Raw genomic sequence first — 15,513 nt, forward strand, 5'->3', positions numbered from 1 at the left:
CGAAGACGGCTACTACTATATCGTTGACCGCAAGGATAACATGATCATCACCGGTGGCGAAAATGTCTATCCCAGCGAGGTGGAAGAGGTGGTGAGCAGTAACGCGTGCGTGTTCGATTGTGCCTGCATCGGCGTGCCGGATCAAAAATGGGGCGAGAAAATCGTGGCCGTCGTGACCCTCAAGCAGGGTTTTTCCGAAGAGGACGTCAATGAGAAGGAGATCAGTGATTGCTGCCGGGAAAAACTGGCCGGCTACAAACGGCCCAAACAGATCGTGTTCATCAAGAGCGACGAGATGCCCCGCACGGCAACGGGCAAGATCCTGCACCGCAAACTAAGGGAAAAGCTGGCCACGCAATCAAGCGGGTAATACCGCGTGGTGATCCCGCCGCATCTATAGTAATATTGATGAATGCGTAAAACGCCGATAGTCCAATGACATTTCTTCCAACAGGAGGTTGATCGTGAACTACTCTAAATACGCCGCCATGCATGCCCGTCACCTTGCCGACAAGGTGTGCTGATCGAACGGACCCCGTCCACCGGAGAGCGCCGGACACTCACCTGGAAAGCGTTCAACGATGCCATCAACCGCACGGCCAACTATCTGGCCAAGGCGTGCGGCGTCAAGGACGGCAGCTACGTGATGCATTTGCAGAACAACTCCCTGGAGTGGCTCATCACCTACTATGCCATCATCCGTCTGGGCGCCGTGGTCGTGCCCCTCAATTTCCGGTTCGAAAGCAACGATGTACTTTTCGCCGCCGGCGTCGCCAAACCCGAGGTCTTTATTCTGGGCAGTGAATTTCTGAACGTCGTGCAGCCGATCCGCGAAAAGCTGGGCACCATCAAGCACTATATCTGCGTCGGCCCGGACGCGCCGGATGACATGACCGATTACGCCGAGGTCGGCGCCTACCCCGATCTGTCCGACGCCATGGTCGACGTGGATGACCATCACGACCTGGCCATGATGTTCACCTCCGGCACCACCGGCACCCCCAAGCCGGTCATGCACACCCACTTCTCACTGAAAAACACCGCCGCCGGCAACGGCATGTCCTACTTTGTTCAAAAAAACGACAACTACCTGCTTTTCCTGCCGCTTTTCCATAGCGGCACGCTTTTCTTGTGGGCGCCCTTCTACGCCACCGGCGCCACCGGCACGATCCTGCGCGAATTCAACGACGCCCGCTACATCATCGACGCCCTGGCCGAGGAAAAATGCACCGACACCTTGTTCGTGGTACCCATCGCCATCATGGTGCTCAACGCCATCGAGCACGGCAAGATCAAGCTGGCCGACTATGACCTTTCGGCCTGGCGATACATGGAGATCGGCGCCCAGCCGGTACCCTTCGACATCATGAAAAAGCTGGTGGAGCTGCTTCCCTGCGGTGTTTCCAACATCTACGGCATCACCGAAGGCGGCGGTGGTGGCCTCTTCAACCTCTATCCGGAAGATGTTCTGCGGAAACCCGGCTCCATCGGCAAGCCGACCTATGGGGTGGAGGCCAAGATCGTCGATTTCGACGGCAGCGAACTGCCTGGCGGAAAGGTCGGCGAATTGCTGTTTTCCACCGACCGCATGATGAAAGGCTATCACGGCAACCCGGAGATGACCGCATCCACGATCAAAAACGGCTGGCTTTGCACGGGCGATCTTTTGCGAACCGACGCGGAAGGCTATTACTACATCGTCGATCGCATGAAGGACATGATCACCAGCGGCGGAGAAAACATCTATCCGGTGGAGATCGAGGACGCCCTCATGGATCATGCCGACATCGAGGATGTGGCCTGTATCGGCTACCCGGATGACCGGCTGGTGGAAATCGTGCTTGCCGTGGTTCAGCTCAAGACCGGCGCATCCATGACCGAGGAGGAGTTGATCGCCTATGCCAAGACGAAGATGGCCACCTACAAGGTTCCGCGCAAGGTGATCTTCGATCCGATCCCGCGCAGCGCCACCGGCAAGGTGATGAAACCCCTGATCCGGGAGAAATATACCGGCCGCCGGGAAGCCTTCAAGAAGCTTGATTGACGAAATTCGCGACTGCTTCCATCATCTCCGCGAACATCGGGTTGGCGGTTTCCAAAGGCGGATCTCCGGGTTTGGCATGGCTGGCGAAAATCGGTTCGGCCAGCACCAGGCTGGCGTGGGGAACCGCCTTTTTTCGGGGAATGATAAACGCCTCGAAACGCTGATCCGGGGTTTTCTGCCGGAGGTTGCGAATTCCCTGGATATCGGCGGTGGTATCGCTCTCCGAGTGGGCCGCGAAAACCGTGTGGGGAACGGATGTGCCGTGTCAAATCCGCTGAGAAGAGCGTCGGTCTCCTTGATCAGGCGCGCCAGCTCCCGGGCGCCATCCATGTCCATGCGCGCGTAACGATAGGGGTTCGGGCCGATCAGGGGAGCGTCGCTGTCCAGAAGATCGGCCAGGGGCGTCAGGAGAAGCCGTTCTTTCATTTCGCCAATAACGCCGCCGGGGCCGCCGGCCAGGTCCAAAGCGGCGGAGAAAAGAAACAGGTCGCCGGTGATCGTCGGATCGGTGCAGGCCGTGTAGACGCTAAGGGTTCCGCCGGTGGAAAGCCCCCCGATGGAAACCGACGCCGCCTTGCCGGCAGCGGTGCGCACGGCAAAGTCGACGTTAGCCTTCCAGGCCTCCAGCTGGACGCCTTCCATGCCTTTTGGCTTTTTGAGACCGTGCCCCTGGAGCAGGGGAAGATAGACGTCATACCCCAGTTGGTGATGGAAGTACCGGCCGATGGCTTTGAGAAAATAGGGTGAATCGGTCAGGCCGTGGCAGAGCACGACGGCTTTGGCCGCAGGTGTGGCGTGGGTGAACACCCAGGGCTGGCAGCCTGGGCGAACCGTGGCGTCCGAAAACTCGCTAAACTGCGCATAATAGTCATGCCAAGGTCTGCCGTCCGACAGACATGCCGTATCTCCCATATCTCCCCCCCTTATGCGACCGAAACACGACAGCGCTGGGGATGCCGCTGAGCGCGCACCCCTTGCACCCTCGGATTCGATGATTTATAAGCCGTGTCAGCATTCTTATATAAAAGACGGGCCCGCATCGGTCAACCTCTGCGGTTTCAAAGCAATCGGCCGATGAAAGGCGCCATCGCATGGCAGACGAGAATCAACACCCCCGAAAGGCTTCCCGCGTGAAATCCAAAGGCCCACAATCAGCCGTAAAGCCAGGTGAACGGCGCTTGCGCCCCCCCCCGCACCCAGCCTGATGGATGCGCTCCTAAAACGCTGCGGAATCCATCTTTCCACCCGGCAACTGGACCAGCTATGGGCTTACCATCAGCTTTTGCGGCAGCATGATGCCGAACTGAACCTGACCCGCATCCACAATTTCGAAAACATGGTGATCAAACTCTATGCCGATTCGATCCTGCCGGCCCTGCAGACCGCCCTACCCTCGCCGCTCATGGATCTGGGCAGCGGGCCGGGCATGCCGGGCATCCCCCTGAAGATCTTTCTGCCCGAGCTTGAACTCCTGTTGGCCGAAAGCCGACGGCCGCGCATCGATTTTCTCAAAATGGCGGTAAAGGAATTGGCCCTATCCGGCATCGAGGTGATCGAGCGGGGCATCGCCCCTGATTTTGAGCGGCCGGTGGCCGGCGTGATCACCCGGGCGGTGGAGCCGATGGCCGATACCCTGGCGCGGGTGGCCGGCTGCCTGGAACAACACGGAACGGTGATTTTCATGAAGGGGCCGCACTGTGATGACGAGATCGAGGCCGCCGGCCGCGCCCTTGGCGATGCCTATGCCCTGCAGGCGGATATTCCCTACCAGATCCCCCAGACCCCGCACCGGCGCCGTTGGTGTGCTACCGTCGGGAGACCCAGCGGATTCCCGTGACCGCCCCCCAATCCCGGCACCGGATCCACGCCATCGAAAGCGAGGCCAATCCCCTTTTCAAGGACCTGAAAAAACTGCTCGGCGGGCGCGGCATCAAAAAACAGGGCAAGGCCCTGGTATGCGGCGCGCGTCTGGTGGCCGACGTGATGGATAGGCATCCTGCGCAGTGCCTGGCATGGATCACCAGTGGCGAGCGCCAGCCACCACCCGAAAACGCACCGGCACAGATGGACTGGCTGCAGTTGGCGCCCCCCCTGTTTCAGGCCCTGGACCCCTTCGGCACCCGCAGCCCGATCCTGCAATACCAGGTGCCCGACCTGCCGATCTGGGATCCCGCCATGCCCCTGGCGGAGGGCTGCAGCCTGCTGATCCCCTTCCAGGATCCAGAGAACGTCGGCGCGGTCATCCGCAGCGCTGCCGCCTTCGGCGTCGATCGGATCGTCCTGTTGGCTGAAAGTGCCAACCCTTTTCACCCCAAGGCCATCCGCGCCTCGGCAGGCACGGTGTTCAGCGTTAATCTGCTGTCCGGCCCGGCCCTGGAGCACCTTCCCGAGGATCTGCCCGTGCTTGCCTTGGCCGCATCGGGAAAACCGCTGGAAGCGATCGCCTTCCCGGAAACCTTCTGTCTGCTGGCCGGCATGGAGGGTCCGGGTCTGCCGACCCGCTGGCAGGCGCATGCCGTGGCCATCCCCATGGCCGAAGGCGTGGAGTCGCTCAATGCGGCTGTCGCCACCGCCGTCGCGCTTTACGAATGGCGTCGATCGAAAGGCGCGGATTGATGGCTGCGTTTTTTGGGCGTCGACGAATAATCATACCCTCTGGCTTTGCCCTTGGCCCGCGTATCCAATGGTTGAATGAAAAACGCTTTTTCGAGAATGTAGCGAACATTTATCCGCTTTGAGAGCCATCACCCGATCAGGATAACCGGGGTTACGGTGACCACTGGCGTTCCCTCCCAGCTATTGTGATCCTCGCAACCCCATATGTTATTATAGCCTGTTATAAATTCTTGATTTTCATTAAAAATCTTGTTGACATGGGTCGGCCTTAGATATGAGTATATCCTAAAAATAAAAAGTGGAAATTTTTTGAGTTTATTTTCCACTTATTGCCACTGTTGTGCATTAAAAACATGGAGGTAGTAAATGAAAATAAAAGCTGTTCGTTGTGTATATTTCTCCCCAACCGGAACGACAAAAACAATTGCAGAAAATATTACTCAGGGCATTAGTCCTGAATCTGTTGAAATGATTGATATAACCAAAAGGCAACAACGCAATAGTCAAATACTATCAGGAAAAGACGATGTTGTTATTCTCGCAGCTCCGGTATATTACGGTCGCGTGCCGGAGGAAATAATACCATACTTGACCTCATTAAACGCGGAGCGAACTCCTGTAGTGCTTGTTGCAGTATATGGAAATAGAGCGTTTGAAGATTCCCTCAAAGAATTACATGATATAGCTGTGGATGCTAAAATGATTCCGGTAGCCGGAGGTGCCTTCGTTGCTGAGCATTCGTATTCATCAAAAACTTGTCCGATTGCACTAAATCGTCCTGATGAAAGTGATATTCGGAAAGCGCAGGAGTTTGGTGTTGCGATTCGAAAGAAACTGCAAAACGTGAAATCATTGGAAGATTTAACTGCTTTTACCATTCCCGGCCAGTTCCCCTATATCGAACCTGTAAACCTGAATATGATAAAAAAAGCCCGATCGGTTGTAGCCCTGACCCCTGAAACAGACATATCAAAATGCACACAATGCGGACAATGTGCCGATGTTTGTCCTACCGGAGCAATTTCCTCCGATGATGTAACTCAGACCGATAGGTGGCAATGTCTTATATGCTTTGCATGTGTGAAAATTTGTCCGGAAGATGCAAGACAAATGAACGAACCAAATTTTCAATCTGCTATTCAGGCATTACAACAAAACTGCCAGGATAGAAAAGAGCCGGAAATATTTTTATAAAAATGGACGCGCAAAAAGCCGCGCGCCCATGAGCAGCCCGTTGGCATACAATAATAAGGAGACCACTATTGCAAAGTGTATTAATAATAATAGATGCAATCAGGCTCCCATCATTCGCCTGTTTTGGCGCTATTATCTTATACGTGCTCAATAGCATGAATACTACCATGCAGGGGTAATCCATGATTGAGGACTATTTACGAAAAGAAATAGAAAAACACATCTCCCCCGTACAAAGTCTCACTCCGATTGAAAAGGGTTTCTCTATTGAAAAAAAGTATAAGATAACCACCGATAAAGGAGACTATTTACTGCGTGTGTCTTCAATGAAAACAATAGACAGCAAGACACAAGAATTTGAACTAATGCGAAAATTGTATAAAATTGGCGTGAGATGCAACAAACCAATAATGATGTTCAGGAACGATAGTCGGGAATCTGTATCCGCAGTCTATAGCTTTCTGCCAGGCATTGATGCTGAAGACAACATCGCCAGCATGTCTGAAGAACTCCAATACAAAAGCGGCATTGAAGCTGGTGCGGATTTAAAGAAAATTAACAGTTTAAGTTGCGAAACGACTGATTGGAAAAACCGAAAATGGAAAAAACATGAATACTATGTGAATCGGTATTTCGATCAGGATTATAGATTCGAAAACGATAAGAAAGTCTTAAAGTTCATAGAGATGCATTACGACACATCTGAAGCTGCAAAAGACCAGTTTCAACATGATGACTTCCATTTGGGAAACATCATTATTAATAATCAAGGATATGCTGGCGTTCTTGATTTTAATAGATATGATTGGGGAGATCCTCTTCATGAATTTGTTAAGCTGGAATGGTTTACATGGCCTGTGAGCGAGGTGTTTGCACGTGGACAGATTGAGGGCTATTTTGGAAAGAGACGAATTGATGACAAGGATTGCCTTCAGATATCCGTTTACATCGCTATGAGCATACTGTCTACAATTGTATGGACTTTGAAATTTCATCCCCATACTTGGATAGAGATTGAAGCTAAAATGCGGACGATATTAAATCATTTCGACTATTTTGAGAATGTTCGACCAAAATGGGCGGCATAACCCTGCCATGCATTTGACCGCCAGGGCCGGTGGGGCTTGGGAAGTCAGTCCCAGATTGTTCACCATCAAATACTTGGCCACTCAGTTGAAGCCCTGGCGGCAACTGATGGCCACGTTACATAACTTAATGAACAAACTAATCGTACAAGATTTGGCCATTTGCTCTGGTTTGATGCTTTCGAATTGGAAACTTCGTAGAATAGCACGAGATGGCGGAGCATATAAAAATCGGCACTATATTTCACTTATCATATTCATAGGCTTCTTGTATGCTTTCTATTTGTTGTTTTATTCAAAAACCAATGAGCTAATCCATTTTAGAGAAGAAATAGCTAATGGCTATTTCGGAATTTATGGTGGCTTTTTTATTCTATTTATAATGAATAATATTTTCAGAACTGAGCAGCCAGATTTAAACCAACTGTACCTTAGACTCATTGAAAACCAATTTGTGATTTTCGGAATATTGTTCTTGATACTGACAGTTTCGGTCTTGTTGAAGTTTATAGGTACTTAAATCATCATGCAACCTGTCACTTAAGATGACTAAAATGTCACACAATAGGCAAATAAAAAAAAAGTTTGTTTTTGTCTTTAGCTGTGATTTTTCTGTTTGTTTCAAGTGTAGCAACCGGGAAAACATTAATCTATCATGGTAATGTCGATAGTCACATATTTCATAAGCCAAGCTGCCGATATTATAATTGCAAAAAATGCACGAAGAAATTCACTTCAAGAGAAGATGCTATTGAGGCGGGATATAGGCCATGCAAAGTATGCAAACCATAAAAAGGCATAGAACATAAGCCAATCGCAAAAATTGAATGCAAAGTAATGCTTGTCGAGCCTGCTGGTACGATTAATACTGGCGATGCTGGGGGTGAAATGACAGCTGGCAATAATGTCTGGATCTAATTTTCAGATAACCAGCGGTTTCACAAAGGACCGCTCGTACATCGCTACCTGTTAACCGCGATTATAAATAAAGAAAAAACGACGATGATACTCGGTCATTTGCCATTAGGATACTTATCAACAAAAATAATGGCATCAAGGTATGTGAAGGGCGCAGTAAATATGAAGATCGTCTTTACTGCTGGCCTTTTAGGAAGCGTTGCACCTGACTTAGACATGATCTATTTTTATATTTTCGATCATCGTCAGCACCACCATCATACCTATTGGACACATATCCCTCTTTATTGGGCCATTGTTTTAGTATTTCCTTTTCTGTTGCTTCGGGCTGAAATATTGGTTCCATTTTTTATGTTTTATGGTAACTATGAAAAGCCCGTATTGACGTACTGGGAGCGTTACATCATATTATTTTCAGGGGATTGAACGTCGAAAGATATTTTATGACAATGAAGACCGGGACAATTTTCTGGAACGGTTGGGAACCATCTTAACCGACACCGAAACGCCTTGTTACGCATGGTCCTTGATTCCAAACCACGTCAACATATTACTGAAAACCGGCGCGACACTGGGGTTAAGCCTCGATGAAAAGTCAGTCAATAAACCAATAGAATGTCCCCTTGTATTCCCATCGGGACCGCTACCGGTGGTTTAGGTATCGAGGAAGATGAACATGTTTATTTCGCCGGCCGAATATTTTCCGGACCATTGTTTCGAACTGAATTGACCCGCATTGACACAGGAACGTTTATGAGTTCTGTATGGATTTGGTTCTTGATGATTTCTTGAAGCCGCTCGACATCCTGATTTTTCGTGTCCAGCCATGAATCAAACGCCTCCTGTTTGAGAATCACCGGCATGCGGTGGTGGATCTCTTTCATTGATTCACTGGCTTCTCTGGTAATGATCGTGCAGGATCTGTAGGCCGTTTCATTTTCCTTGGCACGCCAAGTTTCCCAAATGCCGGCAAAGGCAAAAGGTTTCCCATCCGGTAGCGTGACAAAGACCGGCCGTTTTCCGCTGTTGGTCTTTTTCCACTCATAAAAACCATCCGCAGGAATCAGGCATCGGCGTCTTTTGAAGGCATTGCGGAAACTGGGCTTGGTGGCGATGGTTTCGGATCGGGCGTTGATGCGTTTGTTGCCAAAGGATACATCCTTGGCCCAGGATGGCACCAGCCCCCAATGAAACCGCACCAAGTGATTTTCTGCCTTGTAGCGGGCGATGGCAAGGATCTCCTGGATAGGGGCAACATTATAGCTGGCCAACACGTCCACATTTGCAACATCGATGGGAAATTGTTCTCTCAATTCCTTTATGGATGTGAATTCGACAAACCGGCCGCACATTTCAAGCTCCATTCATCGTTGTTCGCAAATTCGTTCAACAATATCCAGTTTGGTCAATGCCATGGGGTGGTGCTCCGTTCGTGGGATGAAAATAACCGGTGGAACCGATCCACGTTTGCAAAAATCTCATTTAGTGTCAAGGGGTTGGTTATAACCAGCATATTCAAAGCTGGGTGCGACAACCGAGTCAATTCTTATTCATCGCCCCGCGCGTTCGCCGTACCCTGCCCCAGCAAGGCGGCCTCCTTTCCAGGCGCCATCGCCGGATACCCTTGCCATACCGCTCCTCCTTCGGGAGGGGTTTGGGACTTGATGCGCTCTAAAACAAAGGGTATTCTTTGTTCATCGCACCCTTACTTATAATATGGGCCATCCGGTCAACACGTCGAACGAGGAGATTCGATCATGGACACCGACCATATTCAGCCAAGCAGAACGATGACCCAAAAAGCAGGCCTTCTCCTTGGGCTTGCGCTTTTTTTGATCACCCTGCTTTTTGTCGATCTGGATCCGGGAAAGCCGATTGTGACCCGCATGGCCGCGGTTGCGATGCTCATGGCGGTGTGGTGGATCACCGACGCCATCCCCCTTTTGCCACCGCCTTATTGCCGATCATTCTTTACCCGCTGCTGGGCATCATGAAAGGCAAGGCCATCGCGCCGATTTACGTCAACAGCACCATCTTCCTTTTCATCGGGGGGTTCATGATCGCGCTGACCATGGAACAGTGGAACCTCCACAAGCGGATGGCGCTTTTCATTATCCGCCTCATCGGCGGGGGCCCGGCGAGAATCATTTTGGGTTTCATGATCGCAGCGGGCTTTTTGTCCATGTGGATATCCAACACCGCCACCGCCATCATGATGGTTCCCATCGGGTTGGCCATTGTGTCCCAATTGGAGGCCAAGTTCGACATCGAGGAAACCCATAAATTTACCGTGGGGCTGATGCTCGGCATTGCCTATGCCTGCTCGGTGGGGGGAATGGCCACACTGGTCGGCACCCCGCCCAATCTGTCGTTTTCAAGGATTTTCGAAATCACGTTTCCGACCGCCAAACCCATCGCCTTTGGCACATGGTTCATCATGGGGCTTCCGCTGAGTGCAATCATGCTCGTCATTATCTGGGTTGTTCTCACGCGGGTGTTTTTCCGGGTTCCCCCCCATGTAACGGTGGACAAGTCCATTGTGGGACGCGAATACAAAGAACTCGGCAAAATGAGTTACGAAGAGAGCGTCATACTGATCGTTTTTTCACTGACGGCCATTTTGTGGATTTTCAGAAAAAAGCTGAACATGGGCATTGTTTCCATTCCAGGCTGGTCTCAGCTGATTCCATATCCCGACATGATCGATGACGGCACCGTGGCACTGTTTATGGCCATGCTGATGTTTCTGATTCCGGTTAAAGCCAGGGATGCGTCCTATCCCACCATCATGGGATCCGAAGTGATCAAAAACATCCCTTGGAACATCGTCTTGCTGTTCGGTGGTGGATTTGCCATGGCCAAAGGTTTCCAGGTTACCGGGCTTTCCGCGTTGATTGGAGAAAAATTTTCAGGACTTCAGGGAATGCATCCGATCATCATGATCATGATTATCTGTTTCGGGTTGACCTTTTTGACCGAGGTGACCTCCAATACCGCCACCACCCAGATGATACTGCCCATATTGGCCTCCTTGGCGATCGACATGCAGACCAACCCCCTGCTGCTAATGGTTCCGGCGACCCTTTCCGCCTCCTGCGCTTTTATGATGCCGGTGGCAACGCCGCCCAATGCCATCGTTTTTGGCAGCGGCCGCATCCGCATCGCGGAAATGGCCAAGGTCGGCATCTTTATCAATCTTATCGGTGTGTTGATAATCAGCCTGTTTTTTTACTTTGTCGGGACCGCTCTGTTCTCAATTGACGCCAACCTTTTTCCGGAATGGGCCCGGATAGCCGGTTCCCTGACCAAATGAGGGAGATCGCGTGATGCGCAAAACCTGCGTTACCTATGTCAGCCTATGTTTTTTGGCGGCTTGCCTCATGGGCTCGGTGGCCTCCATTTGCGCGGCCTCCCAGCCGGTTGTCATCGGGGTGCCGGTCCCGCTGAGCGGTCAGTTGGAAGCCTTCGGACAGATGATGAAAAACGCCTTTGAGATGGCTGTCGAAGATGTCAATCGTGCCGGTGACATCCATGGCCGCTCCGTTGAGCTCCGGTTTGCCGATGACCGGGGCGATGCCGCCAGGGTAGACGACGCCTATCGGCGCATGGCATCGGCCGGGGCCGTTATGCTCGTGGGCGGCTACGCCAGTGACGCCACTTACCGGATGGCCAGAATGGCTGAAAGCGGAGACCTTCCCTTCCTCGTTTGCACGGCATCGGCAGACAAGATCACCCAACGCGGGTGGACCAACATTTACCGGTTGAATCCACCCATCAGCGAATATACCCAGGGCCTTGAAGATTTCTGGATTAAAAATTTCAAACCCAAATCCATGGCCATTTTGCATGAAGATAGCATGTTCGGCACAGAAGGCGCCCTGCGGATGATGGAATTTTGTCGCGAGCAGGCCATCGAGATTATCACCCATATCGGCTATGACCGAGTGACGCTGACGCCGGCCCGTTTGCGTTCCCGCCTGGCCCCCTTGACCTTCGAGCCACCCGACGTGATTTACATGATTTCGTATTTTGAAGATGCACTAATGCTGGTAAAAAGCATAAAGGCCTTGGGGATCGATTCCATGCTTTGCGGCGGCGGCGGCGGATTTACACTGGCGGCATTTGCCCAAGCAGCTGGTGCAGACGCCGATCTTCTTTTGACTGCCGCGTTATGGTCCGATCAGGTGGATACCCTCGACAACGGTTCCTTTCACAAAAGATATGCGCAACGCTTCGGGCACAAGGCGGATTACCATGGTGCAGAGGCATACTCGGCATTGATGGTTGCCGCCGAAGCATTGAGAACGGCGAAGTCATTTGCGCCGCATGACATTCGCCAGGCACTGAACTGCATTTATATGAAAACCCCGTTTGGTCCGGTTAAATTCTATTCTCACGAGGATTTTGAGCGCCAAAACAATATCCATACATTGGTGCTGCAAATCATCAACGGTAGATATGAAACCGTGTGGCCGCCCGATAAGGCATCGGCCGGTTTTATCCTGCCCAAAAGGGATTGAACCCAGGGAGGGAGGGAACCCATGCATGACATCCGAAAAATACTGGTCGGCTGTGACTGTTCCCGCTATGCCAAGGATGTGCTGGCATACGCCGCCCGTTTAGCCGAAAGTTTCGAAGCAGCGCTTGTGGTTGTCAACGTCATCAACAAGCGGGATATCGATACGATTCTCAAGGTGGCCGAAGGTCAGTTTGACCGCCAAATCGAACAATATGTACAAAAAAGCGCGGCGTCTTATGTTGAGCAGGTAAAGAAGGACCGCACGCGTCAGATTGACGAAATGCTGAAGAGCATAAGTCGCGCCCATCCGTCACCCAAAATTGTATTCCGGTTGGGCGTGCCTTTTCTTGAGCTGATCGAAGCCATCAAAGAGGAAAACGCAGACTTGATGGTCATGGGCAAAAAGGGCCGCGACGACCTTGCTGGTGTTCTTTTCGGGTCCAATGCCGAAAGGCTCTTCCGCCGCTGCCCCGTGCCATTATTAAGCATCCGGTAATCAAGAACGTTTCTGAAACTTGACGAATTCGTAGGACGTCGTTTTGTCGTTTTGGGGACTCGTGTCGTTTTGGACGTCGTTTTGGGGACGGGGATGTTTTTATGCGTTCCACCCCCCCTTAAAGAAAAGACGTCGATAGATCAAAACGCATAAAACATCCCCGTCCCATTTTTCCCGCCCGCCGAAGCCGGGATGATTATTTTGGTCAAATGACCTTAATTGTCCTTGACAACCGGTATTATAACTTTTATTTTTTAATCAAAAGACCATTACTATGAGGTTGAACCGTGCCCAGACCCAAAAAGCCCAGGTTTGTTTCCAGTTATCCGACCATCGCCGCCTTTGTCCCCCAGGGGATGCCGATCTCCGGCGAGCTGATGTTGTCCGTTGAAGAACTGGAGGCAATTCGTTTAAGCGATTTCGAGTGCTTGGATCAGGAATCGGCAGCCAACCTCATGCAGGTGTCCCGGCAGACGTATGGCAGAATTCTGGCCACGGCCCGCCATATCGTTGGCGAGGCATTGGTTACCGGCAAAGCCTCAGGGTCAGCGGTGGAAATTATGCCATGCGGGGCGGCGGCAGACGCCACCGCCGACGGCGGGGCAGGATGGATGAGTAATCATCCGTGGGAAATGACCCAGAAAGGAGGTGAAAAACATGCCTCGAAGAGATGGAACCGGCCCGGACGGAAAGGGCCAGCAAGCCGGACGTGGACAAGGGCCGTGCGGGCAAAATCGTCCGACGCAAGGACAAGGTGGAAAACGTAGCGGGCGTGGCCAGGGCACAGGCGGCGGCAGGGGTCGCGGACAAGGCCAAGGTCGCGGTGGTGGTGGGCGCGGACAAAACCGTTAACGCTACCCAGGCTGACGTGATTTTACTCGCCGCCAACTAAAAACAGGATATGGCCATGTGTGCCATTACTCAACCCTAAACAAGGAGATACTATCATGCCAGGATTTGACAGAAGTGGCCCCATGGGAGCCGGGCCGATGACCGGTGGCCGCCGAGGACAGTGCGGTGGCGGCCCATACGGCCGCCCCGTTAATATTGGCTATGGCGGAGGCAGGGGCATGGGATTCAGACACGGGTCTGGCGGCCGGGGACGGGGGCGCGGTTTCGGATATCGCGGATACGGCGGATATCCGGCACCACCCGCCTTCGGCGCCACCTATCCGGTGAGCAGTGCCGATGAAATGGCGATGCTCCAGGCCGAGGCCAATGCCATGAAAGCCTCGCTGGAATCCATCCAAAACCGGATCGCGGAGCTTGAAAAGGACGCATCCGAATAGCAGTTGATAGTGACCCCACGATCATGGGGTCTACCCCATCTACCGTGACCGCATTCAATGGGTACAGATCGCCTATAGGCACAAAAAAGGAGGGGCACCCTCATGCCCCTCCTTCTACCCCATGTACTACCCCAGTGTTTATTTACGGCCGCTGTACTCCTGATAGGTCATGGCCACCGTCCGGTAGACGATGTGGGCCAGCTTGGAGAAGGGCGTGTAGGCGAAAAGCGTCCAAATCGTGATCAGGTGCAGATAGTAGATGATGGCCGACATCCCGTACATCCCGCCCAGGCGCAACATCTGGGTCAGCATGCCGGTGATGCCCAGGGCCAACACCAGTCCGACCAAATACCAATCCCAGTAGCTGGACAACTGGTCTTTCTTGCCCAGCCGGTTTTTCAGCAACAGGATACCGCCGATAACCAGGGAGATCCCGGCGACGTTGCCCAACCATTTGACCGGGTTGATCTGCTGATAGGGGCCTTCGATGTGGAAAATCCACTCGGCCGCGAAAAAGCAGTTGGTCACGATAAAAAGGCCGATGAAACCAAAGAGCACCATCATGTGCGCCGTGGAACGATCCTGGTTCTCACCGCACTCGTTGAACCGGTCGTGTCGCAAAATCGTCGGCACGACCTTGATCAAGGCCTGGATGAAACCGGCCGGATCGATTTTATCTTTGTTGGTCTTGCCCTCTTTCAGGGCATTGGCGTGCATGTCGGCCAAAAAGCGCTTGAGCCCCAAGGCAAAAACCGCCACCGCACCGAAGAAGGTGGGAATCATGATGATGTCCACCAAGTAGTTGCCGATATAGTCGGCTTGCCACAGATGATCGCCGCTGGGCGCGAAATTAAGCCAGTCAACGCCGACCATCTTGAGCAACAGGCCCACGACCAGGAAAATGGCCGCCGGAATGGCCAGCAGGATGGGCAGTTTCTTGGGATCGCTGACCATCTTGGCGATGGCCTTGGGCGTGGCGTACTCAATCACCGTCGCCGCGCGCACGGCGGCCAGAACTTCGCCGGGGTGGGCGCCGCGGGGACACAGGGTGGAGCAATCACCGCAGTTGTGGCACAGCCAGACGTCGCCGTTGCCGATCAAGCGATCCTTCAAGCCCCAGGAAGTAGCGATCATCTCCTTGCGGGGAAACGGTTTGGTATCCGGAGAGATCGGACACGCCACCGAGCAGGTGGCGCACTGGAAACATTTTTTGACATCGGCGCCACCCAGCCGGCTCACTTCTTCAATAAAACTCACATCAGGATTGACCAGATATGAATCCGCCATTGATAACCTCCTCACTTGGACAAAAGGGTAAGCAGGGCGCCGGACGACACCCTGCCCTCATATCA

The 15,513-nt window shown here is 52.4% G+C and carries 18 protein-coding genes; 15 read left to right on the forward strand and 3 right to left on the reverse strand.

Annotated features, from left to right (window positions below):
* Nucleotides 1-40: 40 nt before the first annotated feature.
* Complete coding sequence (locus JCM12296_RS43185; protein WP_246803910.1) at nucleotides 41-370, forward strand: AMP-binding enzyme; 330 nt, start codon at nucleotides 41-43, stop codon at nucleotides 368-370.
* Nucleotides 371-517: 147 nt separating this feature from the next.
* The gene (locus JCM12296_RS01595; protein WP_246803902.1) at nucleotides 518-2,044 is read left to right on the forward strand and encodes an AMP-binding protein; all 1,527 of its coding nucleotides are present in this window, start codon (nucleotides 518-520) and stop codon (nucleotides 2,042-2,044) included.
* A 21-nt stretch (nucleotides 2,045-2,065) separates the two neighbouring features.
* Here the strand turns inward: JCM12296_RS01595 and JCM12296_RS01600 are convergent, their stop codons facing one another.
* Nucleotides 2,066-2,956 (reverse strand): alpha/beta hydrolase, encoded by an 891-nt coding sequence (locus JCM12296_RS01600; protein WP_054689136.1) that lies wholly within the window; start codon nucleotides 2,954-2,956, stop codon nucleotides 2,066-2,068.
* Nucleotides 2,957-3,248: 292 nt separating this feature from the next.
* On the opposite strand from JCM12296_RS01600, the gene rsmG reads away from it, so the two are divergent.
* The 6 genes from rsmG (at nucleotide 3,249) to JCM12296_RS01625 (ending at nucleotide 8,283) form a co-directional block, all read left to right on the forward strand.
* Nucleotides 3,249-3,881 carry a 16S rRNA (guanine(527)-N(7))-methyltransferase RsmG gene (gene rsmG, locus JCM12296_RS41160; protein WP_218187924.1) on the forward strand — a complete coding sequence of 211 codons (633 nt, stop codon included), beginning with the start codon at nucleotides 3,249-3,251 and terminating at the stop codon, nucleotides 3,879-3,881.
* Nucleotides 3,845-4,660, forward strand: coding sequence for a TrmH family RNA methyltransferase (locus JCM12296_RS41165; protein ID WP_218187925.1), 816 nt, complete (start codon nucleotides 3,845-3,847; stop codon nucleotides 4,658-4,660). Before rsmG ends, JCM12296_RS41165 begins: the two co-directional genes overlap by 37 nt.
* Before the next feature lie 366 nt (nucleotides 4,661-5,026).
* Nucleotides 5,027-5,854, forward strand: coding sequence for an EFR1 family ferrodoxin (locus JCM12296_RS01610; RefSeq protein ID WP_054689138.1), 828 nt, complete (start codon nucleotides 5,027-5,029; stop codon nucleotides 5,852-5,854).
* A 182-nt stretch (nucleotides 5,855-6,036) separates the two neighbouring features.
* Nucleotides 6,037-6,942, forward strand: a complete 906-nt coding sequence (locus JCM12296_RS01615; protein ID WP_054689139.1) for an aminoglycoside phosphotransferase family protein — start codon at nucleotides 6,037-6,039, stop codon at nucleotides 6,940-6,942.
* Between the two features lie 600 nt (nucleotides 6,943-7,542).
* Nucleotides 7,543-7,731, forward strand: coding sequence for an Ada metal-binding domain-containing protein (locus tag JCM12296_RS40935; protein WP_246803911.1), 189 nt, complete (start codon nucleotides 7,543-7,545; stop codon nucleotides 7,729-7,731).
* Nucleotides 7,732-7,941: 210 nt separating this feature from the next.
* Nucleotides 7,942-8,283, forward strand: a complete 342-nt coding sequence (locus tag JCM12296_RS01625) for a hypothetical protein (protein WP_054689141.1) — start codon at nucleotides 7,942-7,944, stop codon at nucleotides 8,281-8,283.
* A gap of 254 nt (nucleotides 8,284-8,537) precedes the next feature.
* On the opposite strand, the gene JCM12296_RS01630 is transcribed toward JCM12296_RS01625, so the two are convergent.
* Complete coding sequence (locus JCM12296_RS01630; RefSeq protein WP_054689142.1) at nucleotides 8,538-9,209, reverse strand: SOS response-associated peptidase; 672 nt, start codon at nucleotides 9,207-9,209, stop codon at nucleotides 8,538-8,540.
* 405 nt (nucleotides 9,210-9,614) lie between these two features.
* Here JCM12296_RS01630 and JCM12296_RS43190 point away from each other — a divergent pair, with 405 nt between their 5' ends.
* The 7 genes from JCM12296_RS43190 to JCM12296_RS37720 all read left to right on the forward strand — a co-directional run bounded on the left by JCM12296_RS43190 (nucleotide 9,615) and on the right by JCM12296_RS37720 (nucleotide 14,161).
* On the forward strand, nucleotides 9,615-9,851 hold the full coding sequence (locus JCM12296_RS43190) for a hypothetical protein (protein WP_246803903.1): 237 nt from the start codon (nucleotides 9,615-9,617) through the stop codon (nucleotides 9,849-9,851).
* Nucleotides 9,776-11,170, forward strand: a complete 1,395-nt coding sequence (locus JCM12296_RS01635; RefSeq protein WP_246803904.1) for an SLC13 family permease — start codon at nucleotides 9,776-9,778, stop codon at nucleotides 11,168-11,170. Before JCM12296_RS43190 ends, JCM12296_RS01635 begins: the two co-directional genes overlap by 76 nt.
* A 13-nt stretch (nucleotides 11,171-11,183) precedes the next feature.
* Nucleotides 11,184-12,377 carry an ABC transporter substrate-binding protein gene (locus JCM12296_RS01640; protein ID WP_054689143.1) on the forward strand — a complete coding sequence of 398 codons (1,194 nt, stop codon included), beginning with the start codon at nucleotides 11,184-11,186 and terminating at the stop codon, nucleotides 12,375-12,377.
* Nucleotides 12,378-12,398: 21 nt separating this feature from the next.
* The gene (locus tag JCM12296_RS01645; protein ID WP_054689144.1) at nucleotides 12,399-12,872 is read left to right on the forward strand and encodes a universal stress protein; all 474 of its coding nucleotides are present in this window, start codon (nucleotides 12,399-12,401) and stop codon (nucleotides 12,870-12,872) included.
* A gap of 287 nt (nucleotides 12,873-13,159) precedes the next feature.
* A complete protein-coding gene (locus JCM12296_RS35670; RefSeq protein ID WP_246803905.1) occupies nucleotides 13,160-13,639 on the forward strand; it encodes a DUF134 domain-containing protein in 480 nt (159 codons plus the stop codon).
* Complete coding sequence (locus JCM12296_RS43195; RefSeq protein WP_246803906.1) at nucleotides 13,627-13,764, forward strand: hypothetical protein; 138 nt, start codon at nucleotides 13,627-13,629, stop codon at nucleotides 13,762-13,764. The genes JCM12296_RS35670 and JCM12296_RS43195 overlap by 13 nt, the downstream gene beginning before the upstream one ends.
* 55 nt (nucleotides 13,765-13,819) lie before the next feature.
* On the forward strand, nucleotides 13,820-14,161 hold the full coding sequence (locus tag JCM12296_RS37720) for a DUF5320 domain-containing protein (protein WP_157067295.1): 342 nt from the start codon (nucleotides 13,820-13,822) through the stop codon (nucleotides 14,159-14,161).
* Between the two features lie 138 nt (nucleotides 14,162-14,299).
* On the opposite strand, the gene qmoC is transcribed toward JCM12296_RS37720, so the two are convergent.
* Nucleotides 14,300-15,448 carry a quinone-interacting membrane-bound oxidoreductase complex subunit QmoC gene (gene qmoC, locus JCM12296_RS01660; protein WP_054689147.1) on the reverse strand — a complete coding sequence of 383 codons (1,149 nt, stop codon included), beginning with the start codon at nucleotides 15,446-15,448 and terminating at the stop codon, nucleotides 14,300-14,302.
* Nucleotides 15,449-15,513 lie beyond the last annotated feature (65 nt).

The sequence above is a fragment of the Desulfosarcina cetonica JCM 12296 genome, from assembly GCF_001311845.1.
In the GTDB taxonomy this organism is placed as follows: domain Bacteria; phylum Desulfobacterota; class Desulfobacteria; order Desulfobacterales; family Desulfosarcinaceae; genus Desulfosarcina; species Desulfosarcina cetonica.

Coding starts and splice junctions, on each gene's coding strand:
- JCM12296_RS43190 (WP_246803903.1), top strand. CDS start 9,615: ATGGACACCGACCATATTCAGCCAAGCAGAACGATGACCCAAAAAGCA.
- JCM12296_RS37720 (WP_157067295.1), top strand. CDS start 13,820: ATGCCAGGATTTGACAGAAGTGGCCCCATGGGAGCCGGGCCGATGACC.
- JCM12296_RS01610 (WP_054689138.1), top strand. CDS start 5,027: ATGAAAATAAAAGCTGTTCGTTGTGTATATTTCTCCCCAACCGGAACG.
- rsmG (WP_218187924.1), top strand. CDS start 3,249: ATGGATGCGCTCCTAAAACGCTGCGGAATCCATCTTTCCACCCGGCAA.
- JCM12296_RS01615 (WP_054689139.1), top strand. CDS start 6,037: ATGATTGAGGACTATTTACGAAAAGAAATAGAAAAACACATCTCCCCC.
- JCM12296_RS01600 (WP_054689136.1), bottom strand. CDS start 2,956: ATGGGAGATACGGCATGTCTGTCGGACGGCAGACCTTGGCATGACTAT.
- JCM12296_RS01630 (WP_054689142.1), bottom strand. CDS start 9,209: ATGTGCGGCCGGTTTGTCGAATTCACATCCATAAAGGAATTGAGAGAA.
- JCM12296_RS43185 (WP_246803910.1), top strand. CDS start 41: ATGATCATCACCGGTGGCGAAAATGTCTATCCCAGCGAGGTGGAAGAG.
- JCM12296_RS01625 (WP_054689141.1), top strand. CDS start 7,942: ATGATACTCGGTCATTTGCCATTAGGATACTTATCAACAAAAATAATG.
- JCM12296_RS01645 (WP_054689144.1), top strand. CDS start 12,399: ATGCATGACATCCGAAAAATACTGGTCGGCTGTGACTGTTCCCGCTAT.
- JCM12296_RS01640 (WP_054689143.1), top strand. CDS start 11,184: ATGCGCAAAACCTGCGTTACCTATGTCAGCCTATGTTTTTTGGCGGCT.
- qmoC (WP_054689147.1), bottom strand. CDS start 15,448: ATGGCGGATTCATATCTGGTCAATCCTGATGTGAGTTTTATTGAAGAA.